Origin of the sequence: Streptomyces sp. NPDC001828, from assembly GCF_042892175.1 — a bacterium.
GTDB lineage: Bacteria > Actinomycetota > Actinomycetes > Streptomycetales > Streptomycetaceae > Streptomyces.
The window spans coordinates 223,527-245,971 of record NZ_JBIATV010000010.1 but is presented as its reverse complement, the minus strand read 5'-3'; the positions used below and the strand labels follow the sequence as shown (position 1 = coordinate 245,971).

The following is a 22,445-nucleotide window of genomic DNA, read 5'->3' as shown; positions in this document are numbered from 1 at the left end:
TTGCCCGGCCGCCCGTGACCCGGCGTTGGCTGGTTCCGGCCCCTGGGGCTCCGCCCCAGACCCCGTTCGCGCCTCAAGGGCGCTCGTCCTCAAACGCCGGACGGGCTGAAGGTGCTCGTGCTGGCCAGCACTGAGTCATTCGGGGTCACCTACAGGGGCGCGGGGAACTGCGCGACCAGCCACGCACGGTCCGCAGCCGACGCACTATTCCCCCGGAGGGTCTCGGGAAGGGGCGGGGTGGGGGAAAGCCCGGGGGCGCGCACCCCCGCAGGGGCCCCGCACCCCCGCGAGGGGCTACGTGTCGCACTCCAGGACCGTGCGGCACAGCCCGCAGCGGACCCGCACCCGCCCCCGCACCGCCACCCTGATCCGCTGGTGACAGGTCGGGCAGGCGAAGCGGACCCGTAGGCCGTCCGGGCCGGGCTCGAAGGAGTAGGGGGTGCCGGGGTCCGCCGGTGCGGAGCCGTGCTCCTGGGCGTGACGGCGGTCCTTGGCGTAGCGCCGGCGGCCCGCCCAGCCCGCCGCGGTCAGCGGGGGCTGCTGCCCGTCCCGGCGGGCCAGCACCGCACCCGCCGTGTACGCGGGCCAGGCCTGCGGACTGGTGAACCACGGCGAGGGATCCTCGCCGAACAGCTCGGCCCGCTTGGCGAGCACGTACCCGAACTCCTCCGGGGTCAGATAGCCCAGCTTCTGGCTGGACACCCCGTCCTCGCGGAACGCGTCGAGCAGCAGCCAGCCCGCGCCCAGATACGTGGTCACGGTGTCCGTGAGGATCTCGTTGTCGCGGGTGCCCGGGAACGTCAGGTTCAGGCGGTGCAGCAGCACGTGCGTGATCTCGTGCGCGAGCGCCGCCCCGACGTCCCGGCGATGGCTGCGGAACCGGTCGTTCAGCTCGATGAAGTACTCGGGCCCCGCGGCCAGTTCGACGCTCGCCGCGTGCCGCATCTCGCGAAACCCCACGATCATCCGGGCATCCGGCAGATGCAGGTGCCGCACCAGCGCGTGGGCCACCCGCTGGGCACCCAGATGCAGGTCGTCGTCGTCGGCGAAGGCCACATCGGCGGGCAGCACGCTCGTCGCGTACCCGTGCAGCCCGTCGTAGGAGAGGCGCCGGTGCAGCGCGGTGATGGCCGCACGCACCGTGGCCAGGTGCGGATAGCCGTGCACGACCGGGCTCGACGCGACACCCACGCTGCCACCCCCGTTGCGGACCACGGACCGGATTCCACTGTAAGCGGGCCGTCCGCGCAGGGGGCCCTCCGCGCAAGGGACCGCACGCCGCCCGCCCCGGCCCGGCCGGGCGCCCCGAATTTGCGGGCCTCCGGCCGAACCTGGTCATATAGGGGCATGTCGATCACAGTGGTCATCGCGGACGACCAGGAAATGGTCCGGACCGGGTTCCGCATGATCCTGGAGAGCAGGTCCGACATCGAGGTCCTCGCCGACGTCGTCGACGGGCACGCCGCCCTCGAAGCCGTCGAACGCCTCCAGCCCGACGTGCTGCTCCTCGACATCCGCATGCCCGGCCTCGACGGCCTCGAAGTCACCCGCCGCCTGGCCGGCCGCGACCGCCCCCGCATCGTCATCTGCACCACCTTCGACCTCGACGAATACGTCCACGCCGCGCTGCACGGCGGCGCCAGCGGCTTCCTCCTCAAGGACGCCAGCCCCGAAATGCTCGTCGAAGCGGTACGCGCCGCGGCCGCCGGGGACTCCCTCGTCTCGCCCGCCATCACCGTGCGGCTCCTGAGGGAACTCGCCTCCGCCCGCCCCGCCGACGGCGCACGCAAACCCGTCGAGCCGCTCACCGAACGCGAACGCGACGTCGTACGCTGCCTGGCCCGTGGCGCCACCAACGCCGAGATCGCCGGCGAACTGTACGTCTCCCTGTCCACCGTGAAGACCCACCTCGCCAACGTCCAGGGCAAGCTCGGCGCCCGCAACCGCGTCGAGATCGCCGCCTGGGCCTGGGAGAGCGGACTCGCCACGAGCGCCGCGTGAGGCCCGCGTGAGCCCCGTACGCGGCTGGCTGCGCCGCCACCCCCGGGCCGCCGCCTGCGCCCGCCCGCTGCTCGCCGCCGTCCTCGTCGCCCTCGTCACCTACGAGGGCATCGCCCTCGCCCGCCAGCCCACCCGGCCGCACGCCATCGTGTGGAGCGCCGGGATCGTGGTGTGCCTGTGCGCGGTGCCCTGGGCGAAGGTCCCGCTCGTCCCGCGCGCCTGGACCGCGGCCGCCGTCAGCTGGACCGGCACCGCCCTGCTCCTCGCCGACCGGCCCCAGGCCGTCTGGGGCATGGGCGAGGCGATCGCCCTCCTGGTGCTGCTCTCCTCCGTCCTGCTGTACGCGCCCGCCCGCACCGCCGCCGTCCTCGGCCCGGTCCTCGGCCTCGGCTGTGTGGCGGCCCCGGTACGCGACGCCCAGCCCGGCCGGTTCACGCTGCTCTTCGCGGTCCTCGCCGTGGTGGTCAGCGCGTTCTCGCTCCTGATGCGCGCCCAGTCGGGCCAGCGCGTCCGCGACCTGGAAGCCGTGCGCACCGCCGAACGCATCGAACTCGCCCGCGAACTGCACGACTTGATCGCCCACCACGTCACCGGCATCGTCGTCCAGGCGCAGGCCGCCCGCTTCACCGCCGCCTCCGGCGAACGCGCCGCCGAATCCTTCGCCCGCATCGAGGAGGCCGGCGGCGAGGCGCTCGGCGCGATGCGCCGCCTGGTGCGGGTGCTGCGCGAGGGCGACCCCGAGACCGAGCCGGTCGCCGGCATCGCCCAGGTCCGCGAACTCGCCGCCCGCTTCTCCCGGGCCGGACCCCCGGCCGTCCTCTACCTCCAAACCGGCCTGGAGGAGCGGCTGCCCGGGGACGCCGCGGCCCTCGCCCACCGCGTGGTGCGCGAAGCGCTGACCAACGTACGCAAGCACGCGGCGGACGCCACCGCCGTACGCATCGGCATCCGCACCACCGGGAGCGGCCTCGAAGTGCGCGTGTCCGACGACGGATCCAGCGCGGTCGCCCTCGCGGAACAGGCCCGTGGCGGCGGCTTCGGCCTGGCCGGCCTGACCGAACGCGTCACCGCGATGGGCGGCACGCTCGCCGCCGGCCCCGCGCCCGAGGGCGGCTGGCACATCACCGCTGTCCTCCCGCTCGACGACGACCCCCGCGCACGGCTCTAGGGGAGGGCCCGGCGGGCCGGGGCGACCGGACCCGTCGGACCCGCCCGTACCCCGGCCACCGGTGCGGGGGCGGCCGGGGCGGCAGGGGGGCCGGTCAGACCGCGAGCACCCGGATCGAAGGATGCTCGACGGTGTTCAGATACACCTTCTCCTTCTTGCCGTCCTGCTCCAGCTCCACCACGAGCCGGTAGCGGTACACCCCGGGCCGCGTGGTGCTCAGAACCGTGCCGGCCCAGTAGTAGTAGACGGGGGTGAAGGGGTCGCGCATCCGGTCCGGCATCCCGTAGATCTTCAGCTCGGTACAGATCTTCCGCTCGCTGACGTCCTCCTCGTCCCCCTTCTCGGTGTCGAGGAAGACCAGGCTGCTGATCTTCGGCATCGGCGGCCAGGTGCCGTCGAGGCGCTTCTCCATGTCGACCGGCCGGATGATCCAGTTCAGGACCTGGCCCTGCTTGCAGACGGTCTCCAGCCGGTGGGTGCCCTGGCCGGTGCCGCCCACGCTGTTGTCCATCATGAACAGGGAGTCCGTCAGCGAACCCGTCCGCACGGCCCGCTCCATGTTCACGAGCGTCACGATGTTCAGCTGCACGGAGTTCAGCTGGCCGGGGTTCTGCTTCTCCACCTCGCTGGTGCGCGTACTGGTGCTCAACGCTCCTCCTTCGGACACGGCGTTCAGCCGAACAGGGCCGGTGACAGCGTGGTCGTGATGGGCTCGCTCCTCGTGCCCACCCGGAACTTGATCCGGTACGGCGTGTCCAGGACGGCGTCCCGCTTCACCGTGCCGATCCAGTACGCGACATCGGTGCCCGGATAGGTCCTGCGCTCCGGCTCGACCACCGCACGGTCGATCACGATGTCGTCGATGCTGACGAACGCCTCGCACTCCAGGGCCAGCACGTTCCACAGCAGCTTGTCACCGCGGCGCACCTTGGTGCGCAGCTCCTCGGTGCCGAACCCGGTCGAGCCGCCCGCCTTGTTGGTGTCGTACAGATACAGGTGGCCGTGCACGCTGTGGGAGGCCAGTGCCCCCACGCAGTCCACCACGGCGGTGATGGAGATCGGCCGCCCGGCGGTGGCCACGCTCTGCCTAGGCCTCGGTTTCGTCGTCATCTGCTCCTCCTCGTCCTTGCCGGTCAGGGGGGTCTACGAGAACGCGCGCGGCGGCACGGGCAGCAGACCGAGGCCCGCCTTGGTGAAGGCGTTGCGCTTGGGCTCCGTGGTGACCCGGATCTTCGACTCGCACGTCAGGTTCACCGGCTCCCACAGCGTCTCGCCGCCCTGCTCCACCAGCTGGTGGAGCTGGATCCGCATCGTGTACGCGTAGGTGCCCGGCCGGGAGGTGTCGACCGTCGCCGACCAGTACCAGCCGTCGGTCACCAGGTCCGGGGAGCCGTACTCGGCGGGATAGATGACCTTCTCGTCGACGGCCTGCCCGTAGATGTCGGTGATCACCGGCGCCGGGTAACTGTGCGCCTGCGTACCGCCGTCGGACACCACGTTGCCCGTCACGTCCAGGACCTTCTGGCCCGAGAGCCGGCCCCGGGTGCGCCGGGTCGTCTTCACGCGCCGGCCCGCGCTCTGCCGGATGCGGCTCAGCTCGGTCGCCGCGTCCACACCGGTCGTGCCCGACGTCGCCGCCAAGCGGTCGAGTTCGGTCAGCGCCTGCTCGTCCGTCTGCCGGGCCCGCTCCGCCTCGTAGCCGCGCGGCACCGTCGGCGGGATCGAACCCAGGCTGTAGGGAAGCCAGTTGAGGACCTGCTCGCTGGCCTGTGAACCGTCGCTCCAGTAGGAACCGTTGATCGCCGTGACCAGCTCGCCGGTGCCCTGGTTCTCGGAGCCCTGCAACTTCATGTTGTCGAACAGGTACGTGTTGCCTTCCAGCGTCCTGGACTCCAGCGCGTTGCCGACGTCCACGAGCACGATGACCGCTAACTGCTGGGGCATGAGCCCACCTTCCTCTTTGGATTTCCGCTCGCCGGACCCGCGGTCACCGGCACATCAGTGCGGGCGACGCGATGTGCAGGGTGCTGTGCTCGCCCTCGTACATCTGCACTTCGAGGCGGTACTGGTGGGCCACCCCCGGTGCCAGATGGGGCACCACCCCGCTCCACACCTCCAGCTCGGGGTTGTGCCGCTCGGGGGCGTGCCCGTTCCGTTCGGGGCCGTGCCCGTTCCGCTCGCTTCCGGCGCCCGTGTTCCGGGTGCCCGCCACGTCTTCGGTGCGTTCCGGGGCCGGTGCGGCGTCCGCGTCACCGTCCTCCGCATCCGGGTCGAGGAACGTGATGCTCTTGATCTCGACCGGGGTCTGCAGGTCGACCGCGAGCGCCGACCAGGTGACGACCTGGCCGGGCTGGACGACCGTGCACAGCTCGGGCGTCCCCTGACCGGTGCTCTGCTCGCCGTCGTCGATCATGCAGAGGTTGCCGTTGCGCAGGGTGCCGTCCGAGAGCGCCCCGATGACGTCCACCACCACGACGATGCTGACTTTCGGGTTCATCCTCACTCCTGTTCTCGTGTCCTGCCGATACGTCCGTGCGCCGTGCGCCGCGCGCGTGCGCCGTGTCCTAGCCCCGGTCCCGCACCAGCGGCACCTTTCCGACCGCCGTCCGCTCGATCTCGGGGGAGGAGCGCGGGACGAACACGACCTGGAAGCGGTAGCCGGTCCGCTCGACCGACTGCGGGTTCGCCTCGCCCTGGTTGAAGAGGGACAGCGCCCGCGGCACCGCGTTGACGAACACGCGCTGGAGCCCGTACGGCCCGAGCGCCCGGTCGAACCGGAAGCTCAGCCCCGGCACGTCGTCCACCGCGGCGAACAGCGTGATGAGGCGCTCCTCGCGGTGGTTGACGAACTGCACCTCGTGCGCCGCCTCGTCCAGGTCGACCCCGGTCGCCGCGCTCAGCTCCTCGCGCAGCGCGTCATAGGCGCGGGCCGCCGAGTACTGGCTGTCGGCCAGGTGCAGCACGTCACCGGTGCGCCCCGCGAACTCGAACTGAGACGTTTTGGGCCCCGGCCCGTCCAGACGGGGCCGGCGGATCATCCGGTCGCCGAGCTTGAGCCGCAGGAACGGCGCCTCATGGGCGTGCAGCCGCGTCACGACGAGCTCCCCCTCCTCGCCGTCGTCGACCCAGCGGCCCTCCTCGTCCACGATCTCCACCAGGTGCAGGCCCGGGACCGACGCCAAGTACGGTGATTCGGCGCGCAGTTGGAGACCGATAGTCTCGGCCTGGGTGGCCGCGAAATAGCTGAGGATCGCCAGGTTCGGATACATCGCCTGGAGCTCGGCCCGCTTGCGCTGCGGCAGCACCCCGCTGCCGTACAGAGCCACCCGGAAGCTGTCCCGGGCCTCACGGCTCAGCCCTGCGCCCAGTTCGCCGAGGATCGCGATGCCCGCCGTGATGCCCATCAGGGCCTTGGGTCCCGGGTAGGAGAACATGTGCTCAAGCACCCCGGCGGAGACCGGCCCCGCCCCGATGTAGTTGACGCCCGGCACGTTCTGCAGAACACCGCCCACCATGGTGCCGCTGCTCCACATCTGGTAGTCGGCCAGCGTGGTGTACAGCCACTTGGGGTCGGTGCCCCGCAGATACGCCGCGAGCTGATAGGTCCCCATGAAATGGCCGGCGATCTCATAGGTGTCGCGCAACTCCCGCAGGGAGTAAACGATTTCCAGCGGACGGCCGCCACTGGTGCCGCCGCTCGCCACGACCTCGAATCCGCCGTGGCCGAGCGGTACCACCATTCCCGGGCGCTCTCCCATGAAGAAGTCGCGCTGGGTGTCCTTGTCGGACAGCGGAATGCGCTGCCATTCCTCGAAGGTGGCCGGCGCGCCCGTGACGCCGCCCTCGGTGAGCCGGTCCCGCCACAGAGGATTCAGCAGGCATGTGTTGACCATCTGCTGGAGCCGGCGCAGCGTCAGCGCGTTCTGCATGTCGTGCGGGATCTCGCTGTACGGGGTCCGGCAGATCTGCTCGCATGCGCGGATCTTCCCGGCGAACGAGTCGAGATGCGGAACGACCGCCGCGGACCCCGGCTTCACTTCCCAGTCCGGTATGAGCCGGCCCGCCAGCTCCGCGGCATCCGAGGGCGCCACCTGGGACTGCGGCTCGTACACTGATGTCATTGACGGCCCTTCCTTCCTCACGGGTGCATTCCGTTCCTCTTCACCGGGACGGCCGTTCCTGACGGAGCAGATCCCGTCCGACCCTGCGGATTTCGCCGAGCAGCATGCGGAAGTGCTCGGAAGTGACCTGATGGTTCATCATGACGACGCGCAGAGCGGCGACTTCGCCCACGTCGACCTTCGAGATGAAGAAGTTCCCCTCGGATTTGATCCGGTCGCGGATCTCCACCTGGAATTCGTGCACATCCTCGTCGTCGAGCCCCGGGGGCCGATACCGGAAGCACAGGATGTTCGCCTCCGGGCGGTGCAGCGTCTCGAAGTCGCTTTCCCGTAGCAGGAGATGATGGGCGTCGGCCGTCAGCCGGCACAGATACTCGATCTTCCGCGCGAACAGTGCCCTGCCGTACACGGCCCACAGCGTCCACAACGGCATGATCATCGGGCGCTTGGTGCATTCGAAGTTCTTCTCGCCGCTGTCGAGCGCCGTATAGATGTCGGGCTCCTCGTCGAACACGTAACTCGCCCGCTGACGGAACGCTCCCAGGCTGTTCTCCTTGTTCCGGTAGAACAGCAGCGTGCACGGCGCGGGCGTGAACAGCATCTTGTGCGCGTCCCAGGTCAGGGAGTCCGCCTTCTCGATCCCGCGCAGCTTGTGCCGCAGCTCGTCGGACACCAGCAGGCTCGCTCCGTGGGCGCCGTCCACGTGCAGCCACAGGCCCCGTTCGCGGGCGAGGTCGCCGAGCTCGTCCAGCGGGTCGAAGGCGCCCATCGCGGTAGTGCCCGACGAAGCCACCAGGCAGAACACCTTCAGGCCCCGTCGCTCGGCCGCGTCCAGCACCCCGCGCGCCCGCTCCACACAGATCTGGTGCCGCTCGTTCAGGGGGAGCCGCACGATCCCCGCATCGCCGATGCCCATCACCCCGGCCGCCCGTGCCACGCTGTAGTGGACGTCGTCCCCGACCGCCACGGCGGGCCTCGGCCGGCCCGCGAGCCCCGCCCCGCCCTCGGACCAGAATCCGGGAAAGGCCCGGTTGCGGGCTGCGAGCAGCGCCGTGAGATTGGCGAGCGAGCCTCCGGACGTCGTCACCATCGCGAAGCCGTCCCGCTCCCAGCCGATGAAGGCGTTCAGCTCCTCCGCCATGATCCGCTCGGCCACGCTGGGGAGCTGGGCGGCCTCGTAGAACGAGGACGGCTGGTTGACGACCGAGCTCACGAAGTCGATCACCCCGGACAGCGGCACGGCTCCCGAGAACTGCCGCCCCATGTAGCCGGGCGAATGCACCTGGATGCCGGTCTTGATGTACAGGTCGACGATCCCGGCGAGTCTGCGCTCGTCGAACGCCTCGATCCTGGTGCGCTCCGCCGTCATCAGCGCCCGCGCCGCGTCCGTGAGCGCCGCGGGGTCGGTCAGGTCCAGCCCTCTGATCGACACGTCGGACAGATGCTTCTCCAGCCTGGCCACGACGGTCTCGGACTGCTCGCGAAAGAGCTGGGCGTCGAACGCGTCGAGCAGCAGGCCGCTTTCGAGCGTTCCGGTCGCACGCGGCGGCGAGGACCCGGGCGCCGCCTGCGCGGAGGCGGACTCCGCGCCGTCGTTCCGCACACCGAAGGGATACTCCGACCGGTATTCCGTCAACGGGATCTCCTCTGAAGAAGGTGACGTTTTTGGGCATGGCGATGGCCAGAGGCTGAAGGGGCGAATGACAAGCGTCGAGGATCGCGGGAAAGGGCCGGAAGGTCCGGACGCGTCTGGTCGAGACGCGGTCGCGGGACGATGCGCGGGGCCCGCGGGGTAGAGGCGGGACCGCGGGCCGGCACGGCGCGGCGGGAATGCGAAAGGGAAATCGAAAGGGAGAGGGGGGAGAGGGGCGGGGGGAACGGAATGGCAGACCGAAGGGAAACGGAGGGTCGGTGGGCGGCCACAACGCCGCCGTGGAATCCGTGGAATCCGGCAGATGTCCCGCCGGCGAGGAAGGGCCGGGCCGCTCCAGTGGACCGTCACGTGTCAATGGTGCGACGGACCACATCCCGGTGAATTCTGTTCGGCTCGTGTGCGCTGTGCGCTGTGCGGTTCGGACGGGGCGTGCGTCGCGTGCAGTGCGTACGGGGCGTGTGGTGCGTCCAGACCCGAAAAGCCGGACAGTCCCGGGCGGTTCAGGTGGTTCGTCCGGGCCGTGCTGCTCGTGCGGCGGAGGAAATCACGGCCTGATGAGGTGGAAGGTCCCCGCGCTCACCGTCAGGTGACGGGGCCGGGCATTGCCCTGTTGCGACATCTGTCCGTGGGGTGTTCGCGAGCCCGGGGCCGCCTTGCGCCCTGCCGGGCAACGCCCCCATTCGTGCCCTTCCGTTTCACCCGTACCACCGGCTCCCACCCCCTAGCGCTCGCCGACGCGAAGAACTCCACGACCGTTTACCGAATTCCTGTTCGGTCAGGTGTGCGGTGGTCCGACCGCGTCCTGATCCTGCCCTGTTCAGCGCTTCGCAGAAACAACGGTAGGGGCTCGCATTCGCCAGTCGTGTCGTTTCGGGGAGTCTGTCCGAAAAGGAGCAAGGCGCTCGATGATGCCCGGAACGCATTACGGACGACGCCGAATCCGCAATTCTCCGGGGGCGCGCGGCGGGAAGCAGGCGGTTCGGCCGGTGGCATAGGCCAGCGGCAGATCCTTTACGTCGTGCCGCGCGTCCGCCGGACGCCACCGGGCGCGGCCGGTATCCGTCGGCCCGCCCCGGACGGGCCTCCGTCCCACCGGCCACCGCGACCCGTTAGTCCAACACGTCCCACCCCTTTGTCCATGGGCCCACCCGCACCCAGCGGAACATCGTTGGCCCCCACCGGAACCCGCCACGACAAGGAGCGAGCGTGAACGCCGAACAGCACGGGGACCAGCACGGGCCGAACCGGAGGACGGTGGTCGCGGCCACCGCCCTCGCCGGGGCCGGAGCCGCCCTGGGCATCCCCTCGGCGGCGCTCGCCGCCACCCGGCCGACGGGGGAGACGGTGCTGCGCTCCTCCGCGCTCGACGTCCGCGTCGACAGCGCCTTCCCCCGCGTCGTGTCGTACACCGACCGCGAGACCGGCGCCGTCCTGCACGGCCAGGAGGACCCCGTCACCGACGTCCTCATCGACAACACCCCGCACACCCCCCAAGTGACCTCGCACGCCGGACGCGACCGCGTCACCTACACACTCGCCTTCGACGGCGGTACCGAGATCGGCGCCGAGATCCGGGTGAGCGGCCACCGCGTCGACTGGCGCATCACCCGCATCGACGACACCGCCACCCTGCGCGTCGGCACCCTGCGGATCCCCGGCCTCGCCCTGCTGTCCGTACGCAGCGACCAGCCCGGCGCCCAACTCCTCGCCGCGCAGCTCCAGTTGGACAAGGCGAAGAGCGGCGACACCCTGATCACCCCCGCCGCCGACACCGCCCCCGACGTCAAGCCCACCGGCTGCGCCTACGCGGTCGTCGCCCACCACGGCCTCGGCGGCGCCATCGAGACCAACACCGTCTACGACAAGCCCGACGCCACCCCCGGAGCGACCTGGGAGAACGGCCGGCTGTGGCGCCAGACCCTGAAGCGCGACGGCTACGTCAAGGCGCAGCTGGCACCCGGGCAGTGGACCCACCGTGCCGCGACCGCCCCCACCGGCGCCACCGAACCCCTCCCGTACGCCACCGTCATCGTCACCGGGGACCGCAACGGCGACGGCGCCGTCGACTGGCAGGACGCGGCCATCGCGTTCCGCGACATCATGGTCACCCCGCTCGGCGCCGACGACCAGCACCTCAGGGTCGTCCCGCACATCCCCTTCAACTTCGCCTCGCAGGCCACCAACCCGTTCCTGGCCACCCTCGACAACGTCAAGCGGATCTCGCTCGCCACCGACGGGCTGCGCCAGTACACCCTGCTCAAGGGCTACCAGTCGGAGGGCCACGACTCGGCCCACCCCGACTACGCGGGCAACTACAACAAGCGGGCCGGCGGCCTCGACGACCTCAACTCCCTGGTCCGCGAGGGCAAGAAGTGGAACAGCGACTTCGCCGTCCACGTGAACGCCACCGAGTCCTACCCGGTCGCCCACGCCTTCTCCGACACCCTCGTCGACAAGGCCAACCAGCAGTGGGACTGGCTCGACCAGTCCTACCGCATCGACCAGCGCCGCGACCTGGTCTCCGGCGACATCGTCAAGCGCTTCGCCGACCTGCGCCGCGACACCGACGGCGGCCTGAACGCGATCTACCTCGACGTGTTCCGCGAATCCGGCTGGACCTCCGACCGCCTCCAGCGCGCCCTGCGCGACCAGGGCTGGCTCGTCGCCTCCGAATGGGCCCACGGCCTGGAACGCTCCTCGCTGTGGTCGCACTGGGCCAACGAGACGGACTACGGCCCCGACACCTCGCGCGGCATCAACTCCCGCCTCATCCGCTTCATCCGCCACCACCAGAAGGACGTCTTCGCGAACAAGTGGCCCACCCTGCTCGGGCACGCCCACATGGGCAACTTCGAGGGCTGGACCGGCAAGACCGACTGGAAGACGTTCTACGAGCTGATCTGGACCGAGTCGCTGCCCGCCAAATACCTCCAGGCCCAGCCCATCGTGCGCTGGAGCGACCACGAGATCACCTTCGCCGGGCCCACCCGCACCTCCGTCTCCGACGCGACCGGCGCGCGCCGCATCACCACCGACGGCCGTCTCGTGTACGACGCGGGCACCTACCTCCTGCCCTGGGAGCCCCGCGACGCCACCGACCCGGCGAAGCTCTACCACTACAACCCGGCCGGTGGCAGCACCAGTTGGCGCCTGCCGCGCGGCTGGACCGGGCTGCGCACGGCCTACCTCTACCGCCTGACCGACCAGGGCCGCGCGCACGTCGCCGACCTCCCCGTCCGCGCGGGCGCCGTCACCATCCCGGACGCCGCCCCAGGACAGCCCTACGTCCTGCTCCGCCGGCCCGCCCGCCCCCAAGCCGAGCCGTCCTGGGGCCAGTTCACCCCGCTCCACGACCCCGGATTCAACTCGGGCACGCTGGACGGATGGCGGGTGACGGGCACCGCGAAGGTCGTCCTGAGCGCGCTCGGCGACTACGAACTCGTCCTGCCCGCCGGGGGAGCGGCCACCGTCAGCCAGCGCCTGGCCCGCCTCGCACCCGGCACGTACTCCGCCTCCGTACAGGTCGAGGTCGGCGAGACGGCGGGGCAGCGGCGCCGGGCCGCGCTCGACGTCCGCACCGCGGACGGCGTCACCGCCACGAACTGGACGGACACCTCCACCGCGGGCAACTACGTCGCCGCCGACCGCAAGCACGACACCCGCTTCCAGCGCATGTCGCTCCCCTTCACGGTCCCGTCCGGCGGCGGACCCGTCACCCTCACGCTGCGGGCCGACGCGGGGGAGGCCCGGGTCCGCTTCGACAACGTCCGCGTCGTACGGGCCCGGCCCACCGCGAAGCCGGGGGCCCTCGCGTACGAGGACTTCCAGAACGTGCCGTCCGGCTGGGGCGTCTTCGTCAAGGGCGACGCGGGCGGCTCCACGGACCCGCGCACGCACATCGCCCAGCGGCACGCGCCGTTCACCCAGCGGGGCTGGAACGGCAAGGCGATCGACGACGTGGTCGACGGCACGGAGTCGCTGAAGTCGCGGGGCGAGAACGAGGGGCTGGTCTACCGGACGGTGGACCACACGGTCCGCTTCGTGCCCGGGCGCCGGTACCGGGTGTCCTTCCGGTACGAGTGCGAACTGGCGGGCCAGTACGCCTGGATCACCGGGGTGGACGCCCCGGCTCCTCGCGAACTGACCCGCGTCGCGCTTGCCCCGGTGTCGGAGCCGTCGCTGTTCGCGTACGAGTTCACGGCGCCGGATGCGGGGGTGGCGTGGGTGGGGCTGCGGAAGGTCGGGGACGACGGGTCGGCGGAATGCGTCCTGGACACGTTCGAGGCCCGCGAACTGTAACCCCCTGGGGGCTCCGCCCCCAGACCCCCGTTCGCGCCTCAAGGGCGCTCGTCCTCAAACGCCGGACGGGCTGAAGATGCCCCAGCACCCGGCGCCGCTAGGGGCGCGGGGAACCGCGCGAGCCCCCCCGGCCCGCAGCCGAACGAGGCCGCACCGGCCCCGCCGGGGCGGGACGCGTCACGCGCCCAGGGTGACGGGCCCCGCCCCCTCCGCGCCCGCAAGCTCAAGCACCCACACCTCATTGCCCCCACCCCGCAACACCGCCCCCGGCACGTACAGCCCCCGCTGCGGCCCGACCCCCCAATACCGGCCCACACAGAACCCGTTCACCCACACGAACCCCCGCCCCCACCCCGGAAGCCGAAGCCACGCGAACGAGGCCCCCGCCGACGGCAGGTCCACGGCACCCCGGTGCAGCCCGGCGGAACCCGCCGAGCCCGCCGGCCCGAAGGGCACCTTCGTCACCCCGGGGACGGAGAGGGCGTCCAGGCGCAGGCCCCGCGCCCGCACCCCGTGCAAGTACTGCCGCTCGTGCAGCACCCCGCCCGTGATCCCCTTCGACTCCCCGCCGCGCGGCCCGTAGTTGACCCGGCCGAGGGACTCCACCCACAGCTCGACCGCGACACCCCCCGGCACCGGCCCGGGCAGCGTCGCGTCCTCGGCGTCCAGGACCCCGGCGCGTACGCCGTCGACGTACACCGTCGCCACATCGCGAAGCCCGAGCACCCCGAGGGCGTACGGCTGACGCGGCCCGGGGACGTCGACCCGGTAGCGGACCACCCCCCGGTCGACGCCCACCTCCTCGAACGTCGGCGGCACCGGCCCCTCCCGCTCCTCGCCGCCCAAGACGTCCATCACCTCCGGCAGGGACGCCCAGCCGTCCGCGCCGACCACATACGAGCCCGTCAACTCGACCGGCGCGGGCGGGAGTTCGGGCAGCGTTCGGCCGTCCTGGTACTCCGCGAGGACCTCACGGAACCGCCAGAACTTCTCCGTCGGCCGCCCCGCCTCGTCGACCGGCGCGTCGTAGTCGTACGACGTCGCCGTCGGCTCCAGGGCGCCCACGTGCAGCTCGCCCGCCCGGTTCGCCCCCGACCAGCCGGCGAAGTTGGTGCCGCCGTGCGCCATGTAGATGTTGACCGACGCCCCGCACTCCAGGATCTCCCGCAGCGTCGCCGTCGCGTCCGCCGCGTCCCGCACCACATGCTCCGCGCCCCAGTGGTCGAACCAGCCGCACCAGAACTCCATGCACATCAGGGGCCCCGACGGCTGGTGCCGGCGCAGCACCTCGAAACCCTCGCGCGCCCCACTGCCGAAATTCGCCGTGGCGAGCACACCGGGCAGCGAGCCGCCGGTCAGCATGTGGTCCTCGGGCCCGTCCGAGGTGAACAGCGGCACCGCGATGCCGCAGTCGCGCAGCAGCCCCGCCAGGTGTTCCAGATAGCGCCGGTCGGTGCCGTAGCTGCCGTACTCGTTCTCCACCTGCACCATGAGCACCGGCCCGCCCCGGTCGATCTGCCGCTCGGCGACCTGCGGGAGCAGCACCCGGAACCAGCGGTCCACGTGCGCCAGATACTCCGCGTCGTTCGTGCGGGCCCGCCGGCCGAGCGGACCCGTCAGCCAGTGCGGAAGCCCCCCGTTCTCCCACTCGGCACAGATGTAGGGACCGGGCCGCACGATTGCCCAGAGGCCGGCCGCCCGCGCCGCGTCCAGGAACCGGCCGAGCGCCGCCACGTCCTCGTACTCGCCCGGCCGCGGCTCGTGCAGATTCCACGGCACATACGTCTCGACGCAGTTCAGACCCATCGCCCGCAGCATCGCGAGCCGGTGCCCCCACTGCGACTCGTGCACCCGGAAGTAGTGCAGCGCCCCCGACAGCAGCCGCACCGGCCGCCCGTCGAGCAGAAAGTCCTCGTCCCCCACGGTGAAGTCGCCCACCGGCCGCCCCGCCCATCTGTTTCGGTCACTGTGCCCGGCCACTCTCGCCCCTGGCGCGGTGCCGGTCCATGGACAAAGATCGGCGCTGATTGGACGCAAGGGGGAACGGCACAGAACGGAAATGGGCATGTATCACACCTGGATGCGGTATTTCACCCCGAGCCCCGCCCACCACCGGCTCGGCCTGGTCTGCCTCGGGGTCGGGCTCCAGCACGGCACCCTGCCCACCGTCGGCCCCCGCACCCTCGACCACCACGTGGCCGTCGTCATCGGCGCCGGCAGCGGCTGGTTCCGGGGCGCCGACGGCCGCGAGGTCGCCGTCACCGCGCCCGCCCTGATCTGGCTCACCCCCGGCGTCCCCCACCACTACGGGCCCGACCCCGCCACCGGCTGGGACGAGTCGTTCGTCGACTTCAGCGGGCCCGCCACCACCACGTACACCGAACTCGGCTACATCGACCCCGACCGTCCCGTCGTGCCGCTCAGCGACACCGTCGGCGCCCGCGCCGCCGTCGGCCGCATCGCCAGGGCCGCCCGGCGCGGCAACCCGCTCCTGGAGGTCGAGACCGCCGCCGCCGTCCACGAACTCCTCGTCGCGCTGCGCCGCGCCCGCGCCGACGTCGCCCCCGACGGCGACCCCGTCCTCGACGCCCTGGCCCGCGACGCCTTCCAGCCCCTGTCCGTGGCCGAACACGCCACCCGGCACGGCATGACCCCCGCCGAGCTGCGCACCGCCGTGCGCCGGGCCGCCGGATGCAGCCCCAAGGACTACCTCCTCGGCATCCGCCTGGGCCGCGCCAAGGAACTCCTCGCCGCCACGGACCTGCCGGTCGCGGCCATAGCCCGCCGCGTCGGCTACGACGACCCCGCCTACTTCTCCCGCCTGTTCACGCGCCGCGTCGGCATCGCACCCGTACGCTTCCGCGAGCAGCAGGGCCGGGCCGTACCCGGCGGCTGGAGCCACCGGATCCCGGATCCTGAACACCCCCCGACCATCGCGGGCCACGCCACGTAAGCTCGATGACCATGACCACGATCGACCCCTCCGTGCAGGCTGAGCTGGGCAGGCTCCGCGACAGCATCGACAACATCGACGCCGCCGTCGTGCACATGCTGGCGGAGCGCTTCAAATGCACCCAGCAGGTCGGCCACCTCAAGGCCGAACACAAGCTGCCCCCGGCCGACCCCTCGCGCGAGGCCGAGCAGATCGACCGCCTGCGCCGTCTCGCGGAGAGCGCCAAGCTCGACCCGGCCTTCGCCGAGAAGCTCCTCAACTTCATCATCGCCGAGGTCATCAGGCACCACGAGACCATCGCCAAGTCGTCCTGAAGCCCCGGGGGCTCCGCCCCCAGACCCCCGTTCGCGCCTTGAGGGCGCTCGTCCTCAATCTCCCCCAAGGCCTCAAGGGCCAGGGGGGACCCCCATGACGGGCTGAAATGCCTTGCTGCGGGCCCGCACCAAGGCGAGCGCGCTGAAGGTGCTCGCGCGGGCCAGCACCAGGGCCTTTAGGGGCGCGGGGAACTGCGCGAGAAGCGACCGCCGCCCGCGGACAAGAACGGGTTCAGGGGCGCGGGGAACTGCGCGACCAGCCACGCACGGTGCGAGGCCCAAAAAGGGGGTTGGGGGGCGCCCCTTCCGGCCCCCACCCCCTCCGGGCCCCCGGCCCGTCGGGCAGCATGGCCCCATGTCCGTACTGACGCGCGACGAAGCGCAGACCCGAGCCCGACTCCTCGACGTACAGCGGTACGCCATCGACCTGGACCTCACCACCGGCGGCGAGGACACCTTCACCTCCCGCACCGCGATCCACTTCACCGCGCACACCGCCGGGGACACCTTCGTCGAGCTCAAGCCCGCCACGCTGCGCTCGGTCACCCTCGACGGAACACCCCTGGACCCCGAGGCCCTCACCGAGAACCGCCTCGCGCTGAGCCTCACCGCCGGCCCGCACGAACTGCGTGTCGACGCCGACATGACGTACTCCCGCACCGGCGAGGGACTCCACCGCTTCACCGACCCCGTCGACGGCGAGACCTATACCTACACCCAGCTGTTCATGGACGACGTGCAGCGCGTCTTCGCCGCCTTCGACCAGCCCGACCTCAAGGCCGTCTTCGACCTCACCGTCCAGGCCCCCGACGGCTGGACCGTCCTGGCCAACGGCCTCACCGAGCGGCAGGCCGACGGCCGCTGGAAGGCCGCCACCACCCCCCTCATCTCCACCTACCTCGTCGCCGTCGCCGCAGGCCCCTGGCACTCGGTCACCACCGAACACGCCGGCCTGCCCTTCGGCCTGCACTGCCGCCGCTCGCTCGCCCCCCACCTCGACGCGGACGCCGACGAACTCTTCGAGATCACCCGGCACTGCTACGACCGCTACCACGAGAAGTTCGACGAGCCCTACCCCTTCGACTCCTACGACCAGGCCTTCGTCCCCGAGTTCAACGCCGGCGCCATGGAGAACCCCGGACTCGTCACCTTCCGCGACGAGTTCGTGTACCGCTCCGCCGTCACCGCCACCGAACGACAGACCCGCGCCATGGTCATCGCCCACGAAATGGCCCACATGTGGTTCGGCGACCTCGTCACCCTCCAATGGTGGGACGACATCTGGCTGAACGAGTCCTTCGCCGAATACATGGGCTACCAGACCCTCAACGAAGCCGCCCGGCAAGCCAGTTCGGGCCCGCTCCCCGCCTGGAGCAGCACCGACACCTGGGTCTACTTCGGCATCACCCGCAAGTCCTGGGGCTACGACGCCGACCAGCGCCCCTCCACCCACCCCGTCGCCCCCGCCCCCGACGCCGTCCCCGACACCGCGTCCGCCATGCTCAACTTCGACGGCATCTCCTACGCCAAGGGCGCCTCCGCACTGCGCCAACTCGTCGCCTGGCTCGGCGAGAAGGACTTCCTCACCGGCATCAACACCCACTTCGCCCGGCACAAGTTCGCCAACGCCACCCTCGCCGATCTCATCGACTCCCTCGCCCGCGCCACCGACCGCGACGTCCACGCCTGGGCCGAGCAGTGGCTGCGCACCACCGGAGCCGACACCCTCACCCCCACCGTCGAAGAAGCCGACGGGGCCTGGCACCTCACCGTCACCCGGCACGGCGAACGCCCCCACCGCCTCACCGTCGGCGCCTACGACCGCGACCCCGGCCACGGCAACGCCCTCGTCCTACGCGAACACGTCGACCTCGACGTCCCCCAGGACGAGCCGGCCCGACGCCCCGGCCGACGCCCCGCACTCCTCGTCCTCAACGACCAGGACCGCACCTACGCCAAGGTCCGCCTCGACGACACCTCCACCGAGACCGCCCTGCGCTCCCTGTCCGGCATCCCCGACGCCGTCACCCGCGCCGTCCTGTGGAACTCCCTGCGCGACATGGTCCGCGACGGCGAACTCGCCCCCGCCGCCTACCTCGAAACCGCCCGCGCCCACCTCGCCGAAGAAGCCGACCTCGCCATCGTCCAGGGCGTCCTCACCTTCGCCGCCACCCACATCGCCGACCGCTACCTCACCCCCGTCGAACGCCCCGCGGCCCTCGCCCTGCTCACCGGCCTCACCCGCGACCTCATCCGCCGCACCGAGGACGGCACCAACCCCGGCCTGCGCCTCGCCGCCGTACGCCACTTCATCGACGCCGCCACCCAGCCCGACACCATCCGAGGCTGGCTCGACGACGGCCACGTCCCCGGCGGACCCGCCCTCGACCCCGAACTGCGCTGGCGCATCCTGACCCGCCTCGCCGCCCTCGGCGCCACCGACGAACGGGAAATCACCGCCCACCTCACCGCCGACCCCAGCGCCACCGGCGAAGAAGGCGCCGCCCGCTGCCGCGCCGCCCTGCCCACCCCCGCCGCCAAGGAAGCCGCCTGGAACGCCATGTTCCACAGCGACACCCTGTCCAACTACCTCTTCACCGCCACCGCCCAGGGCTTCTGGCAACCCGAACAGGAAGAACTCCTGGCGGCCTACACCGCCCGCTACTACCAGGACGCGCCGCCGCTCGCCGACCGGCGCGGCCCCGTCATCGCCGAGGCCGCCGGCCGCCACGCCTTCCCGACCCCCGTCGACGCCGCCGCCCTGCGCCTCGGCGAAGCCGCCCTCACCCGCACCGACCTGCTGCCCGCCCTGCGCCGCAAACTCGCCGACCAGGTCGACGACCTGCGCCGCGCCCTGACCGTACGCGGCCACACCACCCGCTGAGCCCGAACACCACCGCACACCCGGCCGAACTCGGCCGACACACCGGCGAGTTGGGGAAACGGGCGACCGGCCATACCAGCAACCACCCTCCCCAACTCGCCCCCACCGCAAGGCAGTACCACTTTCGGGTTGAGATCGTTGTGCACAGCGGCTTCACCGGCCGGTCCAGGACCACGCTGGTGAAGTCGCTGCCCGCACCCCCGAAGGAACCCCATGCACAGGCCGCCCCTCGCCGGAGGCACCGCAGGGCCCGCGGCCCTGCGCCCCCTGCTCGACATCGTCCTCGACGCCCTCCACCAAGGGGCGAAGACCCGGGGCGGCCCCCTGCCCCCCGGCGGGCCCGAAGCCGTCACCCAGCGCGTCCACGCCGCCGCCCCCACCCTCCTGCCCGCCCACGGCACCGGCGCCGAAGAAGCCCTCGCCACCCTCGTCCGCGCCCTCGCCGAAGGCTCCGCCGACCCCGCCGAACCCCACTGCGCGGCCCACCTCCACACCCCGCCGCTCGCCCTCGCCACCGCCGCCGACCTCGCCGCCGGCGCCCTCAACCCCTCCCTGGACTCCTGGGACCAGGCACCCGCCGCCGCCACACTCGAAGCCCACCTCACCCAGACCATCGCCCACGAGATCTGGCCCCACGGCGGCGGCGCCCTCCGCACCACCGGCGACGCCCTCGTCACCACCGGCGGCACCGAGTCCAACCAGCTCGCCCTCCTCCTGGCCCGCGAACACCACGGACCCGTCCAGATCGTGTGCGGCGCCCACACCCACCACTCCATCCACCGCGCCGCCTGGCTCCTCGGCCTGCCCGAACCCGTCGTCGTGCCCGCCCCCACCGGCACCACCGACCTCACCGCCCTCGCCGCCGCCCTCGCCGAACCGCGCCCCCACCCCACCCTCGTCGTCGCCACCGCGGGCACCACCGACACCGGCGCCATCGACCCCCTGCCCGCCATCGCCGACCTGTGCACCACCCACCACGCCGAACTCCACATCGACGCCGCCTACGGCGGGCCCCTCCTGTTCAGCGACCGCCACCGCCCCCAGCTCGCCGGCCTGGAACGCGCCCACACCATCACCCTCGACCTGCACAAACTCGGCTGGCAACCCGTCGCCGCAGGCCTCCTCGCCGTCGCCGACCCCACCCGCCTCACCCCCCTCGGCCACCGCGCCGACTACCTCAACGCCGACGACGACACCGACGCCGGACTGCCCGACCTCCTCGGTCGCTCCCTGCGCACCACCCGCCGCCCCGACGCCCTCAAAATCGCCGTCACCCTAAGAGCCCTCGGCCGCGACGGCCTCGCCCACCTCATCGACACCGTCTGCGACCACGCCACGGCCCTCGCCCAACTCATCGACGAACAACCCCAGTTGGAGCTCTACGAACACCCCACCATCTCCACCGTCCTCTTCCGCCCCCACGGCGCCGACGACCACACCGTCGCCCACATCCGCCGCACCCTGCTCACCGACGGCACCGCCGTCCTCGGCCGCGCCCGCGCCGACGGCCGCCTCTGGCTCAAAGCCACCCTCCTCAACCCCCACCTCACCCCCCACGACCTGCACACCCTCCTCGACACCACCCTCCACGCCACCACCGCACCCCCCACGGAAGGCACCCCCCGATGACCACCCACACCCCCGAAGACCAACCCCACGACCTCGTCGGCATCGGCATCGGCCCCTTCAACCTCTCCCTGGCCGCCCTCGCCCACGCCGTACCCGGCGGACTCGACACCGCCTTCTACGAACAACGCCCCGCCTTCCACTGGCACCCCGGACTCCTCATCGAAGGCGCCTCCCTCCAAGTCCCCTTCCTCGCCGACCTCGTCACCCTCGCCGACCCCACCAACCCCTGGACCTTCCTCAACTACCTCAAGCACCGCGAACGGCTCTTCCCGTTCTACTTCGCCGAAAAGTTCCACATCCAGCGCACCGAATACGACGCCTACTGCCGCTGGGTCAGCGAAAACCTCACCGACCTCCACTTCTCCCACCAGGTCGACGCCGTCCGCTGGAACCCCGAACGCGCCCTGTTCGAGATCGACTTCACCCAGCTCGACCTCCACGGCGAAGCCGAAGCACTCGGCCGCTCCTACGCCCGCAACCTCGCCGTCGGCGTCGGCACCCAGCCCCACGTCCCCGAACCCCTCAAACCCCTCGCCGACGCCCCCACCGTCCCCGTCATCCACTCCGCCGACTACCTCGACCACCGCACCCGGCTGCTCACCGCCGAACACGTCACCGTCATCGGCTCCGGCCAGTCGGGCGCCGAAGTCTTCCTCGACCTCCTGCGCAACCGCCCCGAAGGCGCCGAGAAGATCGCCTGGCTCACCCGCACCGAAGCGTTCGCGCCCATGGAGTACTCCAAGCTCGGCCTCGAACACTTCACCCCCGACTACACCCGCTACTTCCACGCCCTCGCCGAACCCGTACGCGACCAGCTGCTGCCCCGCCAATGGCAGCTCCACAAAGGCATCGACGCCGACACCATGGCCGCCATCCACGACGAGCTCTACCGCCGCACCCAGCACGGCGGCTGGCCCGACATCACCATGACCCCCGGCGTCTCCGTACGCACCGCGGGCCGCGTCGCCACCACCAAGGTCGAACTCCACCTCGAACACACCCAGCAAGGCGTACGCGACCGCATCACCACCGACGCCGTCGTCCTCGCCACCGGCTACCGCGAACGCCCCCTCGGCCGCATGCTCGCCGGACTCGACCCCTACATGCGCTACGACAACGCCGAACGCCCCCGCATCGAAGCCGACTTCAAACTCGTCCTCGACGCCTCCGTCACCGGCAACGTCTACGTCCAGAACGCCGAGAAGCACACCCACGGCGTCGGCGCCCCCGACCTCGGCCTCGCCGCCTGGCGCAGCGCCACCATCCTCAACTCCCTCACCGGCAAAGAGCCCTACCCCCAGCCGGCCCGCACCGCCTTCACCACCTTCGGCCTCGACAAAAAGAACCAGGCCCGCCCGGTCCAACAACAACCGGAGGGCCTGATCCCACTCGTCGAACAACCGTGACACACCGTCAGACAAC

Annotated in this window: 16 protein-coding genes; 8 read left to right on the top strand and 8 right to left on the bottom strand. The window is 71.5% G+C overall.

The features are described 5' to 3' along the window. Positions 1–294 precede the first annotated feature (294 nt). Positions 295–1,224: a hypothetical protein gene (locus tag ACFYZA_RS26815; RefSeq protein WP_388493205.1), complete on the bottom strand. Its 930-nt coding sequence runs from the start codon at positions 1,222–1,224 to the stop codon at positions 295–297. Between the two features lie 123 nt (positions 1,225–1,347). Here ACFYZA_RS26815 and ACFYZA_RS26810 point away from each other — a divergent pair, with 123 nt between their 5' ends. Both ACFYZA_RS26810 and ACFYZA_RS26805 read left to right on the top strand, forming a co-directional pair. Next, positions 1,348–2,001 carry a response regulator gene (locus tag ACFYZA_RS26810; RefSeq protein WP_388493135.1) on the top strand — a complete coding sequence of 218 codons (654 nt, stop codon included), beginning with the start codon at positions 1,348–1,350 and terminating at the stop codon, positions 1,999–2,001. 7 nt (positions 2,002–2,008) lie between these two features. After that, positions 2,009–3,169 carry a sensor histidine kinase gene (locus tag ACFYZA_RS26805; RefSeq protein WP_388493134.1) on the top strand — a complete coding sequence of 387 codons (1,161 nt, stop codon included), beginning with the start codon at positions 2,009–2,011 and terminating at the stop codon, positions 3,167–3,169. Between the two features lie 94 nt (positions 3,170–3,263). Here the strand turns inward: ACFYZA_RS26805 and ACFYZA_RS26800 are convergent, their stop codons facing one another. The 6 genes from ACFYZA_RS26800 to ACFYZA_RS26775 all read right to left on the bottom strand — a co-directional run bounded on the left by ACFYZA_RS26800 (position 3,264) and on the right by ACFYZA_RS26775 (position 8,926). Next, positions 3,264–3,818, bottom strand: coding sequence for a hypothetical protein (locus tag ACFYZA_RS26800; RefSeq protein ID WP_382589022.1), 555 nt, complete (start codon positions 3,816–3,818; stop codon positions 3,264–3,266). A gap of 23 nt (positions 3,819–3,841) precedes the next feature. After that, positions 3,842–4,279: a hypothetical protein gene (locus ACFYZA_RS26795; RefSeq protein ID WP_382589019.1), complete on the bottom strand. Its 438-nt coding sequence runs from the start codon at positions 4,277–4,279 to the stop codon at positions 3,842–3,844. Positions 4,280–4,312: 33 nt separating this feature from the next. Next, positions 4,313–5,113, bottom strand: a complete 801-nt coding sequence (locus ACFYZA_RS26790) for a hypothetical protein (RefSeq protein ID WP_382589016.1) — start codon at positions 5,111–5,113, stop codon at positions 4,313–4,315. A 43-nt stretch (positions 5,114–5,156) separates the two neighbouring features. Continuing rightward, positions 5,157–5,666 carry a hypothetical protein gene (locus ACFYZA_RS26785; protein WP_388493131.1) on the bottom strand — a complete coding sequence of 170 codons (510 nt, stop codon included), beginning with the start codon at positions 5,664–5,666 and terminating at the stop codon, positions 5,157–5,159. Between the two features lie 67 nt (positions 5,667–5,733). Continuing rightward, positions 5,734–7,290, bottom strand: a complete 1,557-nt coding sequence (locus ACFYZA_RS26780) for a hypothetical protein (RefSeq protein ID WP_388493130.1) — start codon at positions 7,288–7,290, stop codon at positions 5,734–5,736. Positions 7,291–7,330: 40 nt separating this feature from the next. Continuing rightward, on the bottom strand, positions 7,331–8,926 hold the full coding sequence (locus ACFYZA_RS26775; protein WP_388493128.1) for a pyridoxal phosphate-dependent decarboxylase family protein: 1,596 nt from the start codon (positions 8,924–8,926) through the stop codon (positions 7,331–7,333). 1,224 nt (positions 8,927–10,150) lie between these two features. Here ACFYZA_RS26775 and ACFYZA_RS26770 point away from each other — a divergent pair. Beyond that, positions 10,151–13,243 carry an endo-alpha-N-acetylgalactosaminidase family protein gene (locus ACFYZA_RS26770; protein WP_388493126.1) on the top strand — a complete coding sequence of 1,031 codons (3,093 nt, stop codon included), beginning with the start codon at positions 10,151–10,153 and terminating at the stop codon, positions 13,241–13,243. Positions 13,244–13,420: 177 nt separating this feature from the next. Here ACFYZA_RS26770 and ACFYZA_RS26765 read toward each other — a convergent pair whose 3' ends face one another. After that, entirely contained in the window at positions 13,421–15,181 is a 1,761-nt protein-coding gene (locus tag ACFYZA_RS26765) for a beta-galactosidase family protein (protein ID WP_388493125.1), read from the bottom strand. A 127-nt stretch (positions 15,182–15,308) separates the two neighbouring features. Here ACFYZA_RS26765 and ACFYZA_RS26760 point away from each other — a divergent pair, with 127 nt between their 5' ends. From ACFYZA_RS26760 to ACFYZA_RS26740, 5 genes are all read left to right on the top strand, one after another. Continuing rightward, positions 15,309–16,196, top strand: a complete 888-nt coding sequence (locus ACFYZA_RS26760) for a helix-turn-helix domain-containing protein (protein WP_382588998.1) — start codon at positions 15,309–15,311, stop codon at positions 16,194–16,196. Between the two features lie 5 nt (positions 16,197–16,201). Then, positions 16,202–16,510 (top strand): chorismate mutase, encoded by a 309-nt coding sequence (locus ACFYZA_RS26755; RefSeq protein WP_382588995.1) that lies wholly within the window; start codon positions 16,202–16,204, stop codon positions 16,508–16,510. A gap of 355 nt (positions 16,511–16,865) precedes the next feature. After that, positions 16,866–19,394 (top strand): aminopeptidase N, encoded by a 2,529-nt coding sequence (pepN, locus tag ACFYZA_RS26750; protein ID WP_382588992.1) that lies wholly within the window; start codon positions 16,866–16,868, stop codon positions 19,392–19,394. A 213-nt stretch (positions 19,395–19,607) separates the two neighbouring features. After that, the gene (locus ACFYZA_RS26745; protein WP_388493124.1) at positions 19,608–21,023 is read left to right on the top strand and encodes a pyridoxal phosphate-dependent decarboxylase family protein; all 1,416 of its coding nucleotides are present in this window, start codon (positions 19,608–19,610) and stop codon (positions 21,021–21,023) included. Further along, positions 21,020–22,429 (top strand): lysine N(6)-hydroxylase/L-ornithine N(5)-oxygenase family protein, encoded by a 1,410-nt coding sequence (locus tag ACFYZA_RS26740; RefSeq protein WP_382588986.1) that lies wholly within the window; start codon positions 21,020–21,022, stop codon positions 22,427–22,429. The genes ACFYZA_RS26745 and ACFYZA_RS26740 overlap by 4 nt, the downstream gene beginning before the upstream one ends. The last annotated feature ends 16 nt before the right edge of the window (positions 22,430–22,445 follow it).

Coding starts and splice junctions, on each gene's coding strand:
- ACFYZA_RS26810 (WP_388493135.1), top strand. CDS start 1,348: ATGTCGATCACAGTGGTCATCGCGGACGACCAGGAAATGGTCCGGACC.
- ACFYZA_RS26795 (WP_382589019.1), bottom strand. CDS start 4,279: ATGACGACGAAACCGAGGCCTAGGCAGAGCGTGGCCACCGCCGGGCGG.
- ACFYZA_RS26790 (WP_382589016.1), bottom strand. CDS start 5,113: ATGCCCCAGCAGTTAGCGGTCATCGTGCTCGTGGACGTCGGCAACGCG.
- ACFYZA_RS26785 (WP_388493131.1), bottom strand. CDS start 5,666: ATGAACCCGAAAGTCAGCATCGTCGTGGTGGTGGACGTCATCGGGGCG.
- ACFYZA_RS26780 (WP_388493130.1), bottom strand. CDS start 7,290: ATGACATCAGTGTACGAGCCGCAGTCCCAGGTGGCGCCCTCGGATGCC.
- ACFYZA_RS26760 (WP_382588998.1), top strand. CDS start 15,309: ATGTATCACACCTGGATGCGGTATTTCACCCCGAGCCCCGCCCACCAC.
- ACFYZA_RS26755 (WP_382588995.1), top strand. CDS start 16,202: ATGACCATGACCACGATCGACCCCTCCGTGCAGGCTGAGCTGGGCAGG.
- pepN (WP_382588992.1), top strand. CDS start 16,866: ATGTCCGTACTGACGCGCGACGAAGCGCAGACCCGAGCCCGACTCCTC.
- ACFYZA_RS26745 (WP_388493124.1), top strand. CDS start 19,608: ATGCACAGGCCGCCCCTCGCCGGAGGCACCGCAGGGCCCGCGGCCCTG.
- ACFYZA_RS26740 (WP_382588986.1), top strand. CDS start 21,020: ATGACCACCCACACCCCCGAAGACCAACCCCACGACCTCGTCGGCATC.